Here is a 6,979-nt window from a genome sequence, read left to right on the forward strand (position 1 = left end):
AGTCATAGAATATATAGAGGTGTTTTATAATCGAATTCGTGCTCATTCTGCCCTTGATTATCATGCACCTTTAGAATATGAAGAAAATTATGAAATTTAATAGTCCACTTTTCGGGGATCATACCAATTTTAACTCTTTCTACATTTATATATTACTTACTAAGGCATTCATGTGCGGGATTTAGTGGAAAAATATCCATTGAAAACTCTATAAAAAAATGCATTATGCATTATGGATATGTAAATTTAGAAAATGTTACTATATTAGAAAATACTTTTGTCTCTGGAAAACTCGTTGCTTCAAATGCAAGCTTAAATGATATTAAAATCAATGGTGAATTATTTCTTTATCAAAGCAGCATTATAAATGGAAAAGTAAATATTGACGGATTACTTGTATCATCTTCAACAAAATTTGAAAAGCCTATCTTTATAACTTCTTCAAAAATAGAATTAAATGATGGCACTGTAACAAAAGATATTTACATTATGAAACATAGAATTGATAGTAAAGAAGAATTTTTATATATTGACAACTCAACTGTTGATGGAGATATCATTTTTGAAAGCAATTTAGGAAAAGTCATTCTAATAAATGGAAGCAAAATTTTAGGAAATGTTTATGGTGGTAAAATACTTACTAACTAAATTAAGATTTTATCCCAATCCCAATTAATATATTTAACATGAAATGTATTTTTTCTAACTGAAAAAGCGGATTGATAATTATTATCTATTTTAAATAATTTCGTTTTCCATTGATCAAAATCACTCTCTTCATGACAAACTGAAGATTGAATTATTTTTCCATTATTATCAGGACTAAACTCAAATGAAATATTACTTGGTAAATAAGAAAACCCCATGCCAATTCCTTTTAAAATAGACTCTTTACAAGCCCAAACTTTATAAAAATATTCTATTTTTTCATCTTCTTTTAAAGTTTTCCATATATCTAATTCATATTTAGAGAAAAATTGATCTTTTAAACATTCAATTTCAATTTTCTTATTCATAAATTCGATATCAATTCCTATGTTATCATAACAATTTAAAGAAATTAATAGATACTCTCCTGAATGTGACAAATTATATTGAAGATTTAATGCATTTATAAAATTAGGTATAAAAGGTTTGGAGTACTTATTAAACTCAAAATCATAATTTTTAAAGTTTAAATTTAAATAATTATTTAACAAAAATCTTAATGAGTATTTTGAAATTAAAGAGCTAATTTGATCTTTTGTTTGATAAAAACTCAATCCTTTTTTAATATCTTTTTCATTAATCAATAACTTATTAAAGTCTTTTATAAAACTAAAATGTTTTAAATTCAATTTAAAATCAGATGAAACACTAGAATAAAAATCTATATTAAAATAGACAAATGGAATTTTAATAATCCAAATATGAACTTCATTTGTATTTAAAATATAATTATCTAACATGAAAATAACTCATTCAAGAAAAATCCTTAATAAAAATTTAAAAATGAATTTTGAAAAATATAGTGTTTTACTTTTTCAATATCATCTGCAAAGTATCTATCTTTTTCATAAAATGGAACTAAATTTCTTATCTCTTGATAAACCTTTTTAATTTTATTTGAAGAGTGAAAACCATTTTTTAAATCCATTGCTTGAGCAGCAGATAACAACTCGATTGCAATTACATAACATGAATTATCAGACATTTCACTTAAGCGATTTGCTGCATGAGTAGCCATGCTAACATGATCTTCTTGGTTTGCAGAAGTAGGAATACTGTCAACAGAACATGGAAAAGATCTCGATTTATTTTCGCTTACTAATGCTGCTGCAGTCACTTGAGCAATCATAAACCCAGAATTCAAACCACTATTGTTTACTAAAAAAGGTGGTAAACCACTAAAATTAGAATCAACCATTAATGAAATTCTTCGTTCAGATATGGAAGCAATTTCAGAGCAGACAATTGCTAAAATATCGGCAGCAAAGGCGACAGGCTCTGCGTGAAAATTTCCTCCTGAAATAAACTCTTTTGTATCCGAAAAAGAAATAGGATTATTTGTTACTGCATTTGCTTCAATTTCTAAAATATTTGCTATGGAATTGATTTGATCAAGACAGGCTCCCATTACTTGCGGCTGACAACGTAACGAATAAGGATCTTGCACTTTTCCCGAATTATGATTTTCACTTGATTGATTTTTTTCACTTAATAAACATTTTATTTTTTCTGCAACAACCATTTGACCTTTATGCCCTCTTGACTCGTGAATTCGTGAGTCAAATGGTTCTAATTTTCCATTCAATGCCTCTACAGACATAGCGCCTGCTACTAAAGCCGCTTCAAATACATCTTGAATTTTGAAAAGGCCTTTTAGTGCAAGCGCTGTTGAAACCTGAGTTCCATTTAATAAAGACAATCCTTCTAAGGGCTGTAATTCAAATTTTTCAATATTACATTCTTTTAGGGCTTCATTTGCAGTAATAATTTTATCGTTTTTTCGAACATAACCAACCCCTATTAAAGGGGAAACTAAATGAGCTAGAGGAGCTAAATCTCCTGAAGCCCCAACTGACCCTTTCATGGGGATACAAGGATAATACTCATGATTGATTAATTTTAACAAAGATTCTAGCAATTCGTGTCGAACCCCCGAAAAGCCTCTTCCTAAACTTGCTACTTTAATTACAGCAATTAATTTAACAATATTATTATCAAATAAATTACCTACGCCAGTGCAATGTGACATAACTAAATTATGTTGCAGTGCAGATAAATCAGATTCTTGAATTCTTGTATTAGCAAGTTTACCAAACCCTGTATTAACTCCATATACCGCTTTCACTTCTTTTTGTGAAAATAGATCTTGTACATTTTTAACAGAAGCATCTATAAAATATTTTGACTCTTTATTTAATGAAAATTTACTAAATTTATTTTTATAAATATTGTTTAAATCGTTTAATGACAATTTTCCAGGCTGAATAATAAACTCTGAATTATGGCTCATAAAAATTCCTTTTTATTTATTAAAAATATTTATTATATTATTTATTTAAATATTCATTAGACAATTTTTCATCACTTCTTAATCTAGAAAAAGCAACACCGCCATTTATACTCCAGACATTTTGAAATCCCATACGCCTAAAACTTTTCGCAATAAATAAAGAACGATTTCCTGTTGAACATAGTAAAACAATTTTTTTATCTAAAAAGTTTGATTTTTTTTGAAGCAAATCAATCATTAAATTTGTTATTTGTATCATAGGAATACTAATAGGTTCAAATTCAATTCCAAATATACTCCAATCTTTAAATAAAAGAGATTCTGTTTTATCTCTGATATCAATTAAAATGAAATCTTCATTATTTAATTTTTCAGGATTTATTATTGGTTCTGATTTATTTTCTATATGAATAGAGCTTTGAATTAATCCACAAATTATTTTACCTTGAACTTTATTAGAACACAATTCAGAATCAATTAATTTTTTTTCTTCACAAAAATCATTTAGACTCATTACATTAAATGGGTTTATTGCTTTTTCTAATAATTTATTCGTATTTTTTTCAACACCCCAGCTTGTCGCAAAACTATTATTATAATCATGCGCTGGACATAAAAGAACATTATCATCAAACGTTTTATTTAATAAATGAAGAGTATTATAAAATTGATTAACAGCGCTAATTCCAAAATCTGTTCTACCTAATCCTCCTGTTAAAATAGTGTCACCTACAAAAACAAATTCTAAATTTTGTGAATTTAACTTATTATAGACTAAATAAGAAACACTATCTTTTGTATGCCCTGGGGTTTCAAGCCTTTCTATTTCCCACTCTTCTGAATTAAAATGAAGAATATTTTCATCTACAGGCCAGCCCAATAAGTCATTAGAATTATCTTGTAAATTTAATTTATTTAAAAGTTTTTTTCTTGAAGACTCATGATCAGCATGCGAATGAGTATCTAATATGGCTTGTACAGACAAATTTCGGCATTGAATAAAACTTGCAATTCTATCCATACTTTCCATTGTGGGGTCAATAATAATACAGTTTTTTGTATTGCTATCTACTAATAACCAGGTATTTGAATAATCATATTGAAATTGAATTACACCATGAAACGAATTTTTATCTGGTATTTTATCTAAAGTATTATTTTCAATACTGCATGATAAATTTAAGCACGAATTACGAAACGCTTTACCTGCTGCTAAAATCGCTTGAACACCATTTAATATTTCATCTTTTGTTGTCATCATACTAAAAGACAATCGAACCCCTGATGCTTTTTTCCACTCAGGTAAATTCATGGCGCATAATACGTGACTGTATTCGATTGATTTCGAGTTACAAGCAGAACCTCCGCTTATACTAATTCCAGCAGCGTCAAATGCATTCATAATTTCTCTAGATAATAGACCGTAAATAGAAAAATTTAATGTAGTAGGAACCGATTTTTCCAAATCGGTATTAAATTCAATAGAAGGAAAAGCTTCATATAGTGCATTTAATAATATATTTCTATATTCAAATAATTCTTTGTCAGAACGTAATTGCGAAGATTCAATCCCTTTTTTTCTCTGATTTAATTTCTCTAAAACAACACCTATAGCTGCAATTCCTGGAAGATTTTCAGTACCAGAACGTATACCTTGCTCTTGCCCACCACCTACAATTAAAGGACACTGCGGAGCCTCTTCTCTTAAAAATAAAAAACCGATTCCTTTTGGCGCATGTATTTTATGACCACTAAATGTCGCATAATCAAGGCTTAGTTCTGATAAATTTAAGTCTATTTTTCCTAAAGCTTGAACACAGTCAACCAACCAATATATATGATGCTCCTGTCTTCTAATAATTTTTTCTATATCTTTCAAATTTGTAATTAACCCTGTTTCATTATTAACAGCCATCGTACATAAAAATATTGTTTCTTTAGCATGTTCCTCTATTTCATTTAAATTAAGATGACCTTTTTCGTTAACTTGAATCGTAATTATTTCAATATTTAATCCTAGAACTTTACACCAATGTTCTACAGCATTAGGAACTGCTTTATGCTCCATTGCGGAAATTAATATTTTTTTATTTTCAAAATTGGAGCCCAATTTTTTTTGAGCAGAAATCCATTGTAATAAAGAAAGTACAGAAATTTGAATTGCCTCTGTAGCACCACTTGTGAAAAATATTTCTGAAGGTTTCGCTTGAATCACTTCGCTAGCAAAAATACGTGCTCTCTCTAAAATCATTTTTGCTTCGGCACCAGCCATATGTGTACTACTTGGATTTCCATAAACTTTTTCCATTGTACATAAAACCGCTTGGCAAGCTTCCTTTAATATTGGAGTCGTTGCATTACAATCAAAATAAATTCTATTCGAATTATGAAATGAGTCATTCATTTTGCCTCCAAAACTTTCATAGTATTTATAATTCATTCCGATTAAAGAAATTATCGTCTGTCTAATAAAAAAATATATAACAGAAAAACGATTTTGAATTCAACCTATTTTTTCAAACGTTGCGGAGATTATTTGTAATTTTTCATATTTTTTCTTCAAAATGAATTTTTAACTTTATTTTTTAATTGATAATAAATTAAGTTTTAATTTTGTATATCACTTTAGGATATTAAAGATTAAAATTGCATTATAATTGCAAAATAAAAAATTGTGTTTTATAATACTGTTTACGTTATAACTTTAAAATATTAATATCATTTTTGGTTTTATTTGTTTGTCATTTTTTTGATATATTATAAACTAACTTGTGATATAATAACATATTGACAATTGTTAGAGAAGGGAATTTATTTATAATGATTGACTATAAAAGAATTTTCTTATCCTTAATTGCTTTTTTCATTATGGTTGGATACGCAATGGCTAACAAAACAGATTCTAAATTTGAAAAAATTGATAAAAATGAACAACTAAAGAAACTAACACCGCTACAAATTGAAGTAACTCAAAAAGAAGGTACTGAAAGACCTTTTGATAACGCTTATTGGAATAATAAAGAACCAGGTATATATGTAGATGTCGTAACAGGTGAACCCCTCTTTAGTTCTACGGACAAGTATGACTCAGGGTCAGGTTGGCCAAGCTTTACAAAACCCATCGACGATAAATATATAAACTTTTCTAAAGACCAATCCCTCCCTTCAGAGACAAGAACTGAAGTAAAATCTAAATTTGGGAAATCGCATTTAGGTCACGTCTTCGATGATGGTCCTGGACCAACTAAAAAAAGATATTGCATTAATTCAGCGTCACTACGTTTTATACCTGCCGCTCATTTAGAAAAAGAAGGCTACGGACAATATTCTTATTTATTTAAAAAGAAATAATTCAATTATATCTTTTTAAATTTTAAAACAATTTTTCATTTTAACAATTCTTAAATACTATTGATTATTAAATTTATTTATATAAAATCATATTTAAATATTTTGAATATAAAAATGAGGAGTTGATATGAAAAACATAATGCCTGGTTTACGAAAATTTACTAAAAATGTTTTTCCAATTTAAAAAAAATTATTTGTCATTCATAATGCTGGAAATATTATCCCACCATTTCGTGCATCAGGTGGAAATGAAGAAGCCTCTATAAAATTTACAATAGACGGTTTAAACTTCTGCTTCATCTGCATTGAAAGAAGATAAAATTCGAATTTATGGTTGATATATCAATTAGAATCTGCTGAAATTAAAATTTTGACCAAAAATATAAAAAGTTTTTCAATACATTTGAACTAAAAGAAGAGTTAATAAATGAATCAAATAGATTTGAACTATAAGAATTTAAATTACTATAATAAGCATGAAAAAAATTCATTTCTTAAAACAGCACTAACTTGGAATGGCTAAAGTGATTCCTTTTGGTGGACAATATGCTATGAACTTAGGCGTTCATATAGAAGGGTTGTCCAATGTTAAAGAAGAAATCAGTTAAAAGTCAATATTCTCTTGAGTTT

6 protein-coding genes are annotated in these 6,979 nt (G+C 27.8%); 3 read left to right on the forward strand and 3 right to left on the reverse strand.

Annotated features, from left to right (window positions below; translation table 11 throughout):
* The coding region (locus ACIQ56_RS12890; RefSeq protein WP_397599331.1) for an IS3 family transposase at window positions 1-100 on the forward strand (100 nt) is incomplete at its 5' end.
* Between the two features lie 125 nt (window positions 101-225).
* Window positions 226-648: a hypothetical protein gene (locus ACIQ56_RS12895; RefSeq protein WP_397601464.1), complete on the forward strand. Its 423-nt coding sequence runs from the start codon at window positions 226-228 to the stop codon at window positions 646-648.
* Here the strand turns inward: ACIQ56_RS12895 and ACIQ56_RS12900 are convergent.
* From ACIQ56_RS12900 to ACIQ56_RS12910, 3 genes are read right to left on the reverse strand one after another with little or no spacing between them, the layout of a single operon-like run.
* The gene (locus ACIQ56_RS12900) at window positions 645-1,448 is read right to left on the reverse strand and encodes a 4'-phosphopantetheinyl transferase family protein (RefSeq protein ID WP_397601465.1); all 804 of its coding nucleotides are present in this window, start codon (window positions 1,446-1,448) and stop codon (window positions 645-647) included. The two genes, ACIQ56_RS12895 and ACIQ56_RS12900, sit on opposite strands and share 4 nt — an antisense overlap.
* Window positions 1,449-1,474: 26 nt before the next feature.
* Window positions 1,475-2,998, reverse strand: a complete 1,524-nt coding sequence (hutH, locus tag ACIQ56_RS12905) for a histidine ammonia-lyase (RefSeq protein ID WP_397601466.1) — start codon at window positions 2,996-2,998, stop codon at window positions 1,475-1,477.
* A 37-nt stretch (window positions 2,999-3,035) separates the two neighbouring features.
* Window positions 3,036-5,402, reverse strand: a complete 2,367-nt coding sequence (locus ACIQ56_RS12910; protein WP_397601467.1) for an aminotransferase class V-fold PLP-dependent enzyme — start codon at window positions 5,400-5,402, stop codon at window positions 3,036-3,038.
* Window positions 5,403-5,866: 464 nt separating this feature from the next.
* Here ACIQ56_RS12910 and msrB point away from each other — a divergent pair, with 464 nt between their 5' ends.
* Window positions 5,867-6,349, forward strand: a complete 483-nt coding sequence (gene msrB, locus ACIQ56_RS12915; protein WP_397601468.1) for a peptide-methionine (R)-S-oxide reductase MsrB — start codon at window positions 5,867-5,869, stop codon at window positions 6,347-6,349.
* Window positions 6,350-6,979 lie beyond the last annotated feature (630 nt).

The organism is Silvanigrella sp. (assembly GCF_044369315.1).
In the GTDB taxonomy this organism is placed as follows: domain Bacteria; phylum Bdellovibrionota_B; class Oligoflexia; order Silvanigrellales; family Silvanigrellaceae; genus Silvanigrella.

What these genes read in the sequence shown, in the direction of transcription:
- ACIQ56_RS12910 (WP_397601467.1), bottom strand. Translation starts at nt 5,402, where the DNA reads ATGAATGACTCATTTCATAATTCGAATAGAATTTATTTTGATTGTAAT.
- msrB (WP_397601468.1), top strand. Translation starts at nt 5,867, where the DNA reads ATGGTTGGATACGCAATGGCTAACAAAACAGATTCTAAATTTGAAAAA.
- hutH (WP_397601466.1), bottom strand. Translation starts at nt 2,998, where the DNA reads ATGAGCCATAATTCAGAGTTTATTATTCAGCCTGGAAAATTGTCATTA.
- ACIQ56_RS12895 (WP_397601464.1), top strand. Translation starts at nt 226, where the DNA reads ATGCATTATGGATATGTAAATTTAGAAAATGTTACTATATTAGAAAAT.
- ACIQ56_RS12900 (WP_397601465.1), bottom strand. Translation starts at nt 1,448, where the DNA reads ATGTTAGATAATTATATTTTAAATACAAATGAAGTTCATATTTGGATT.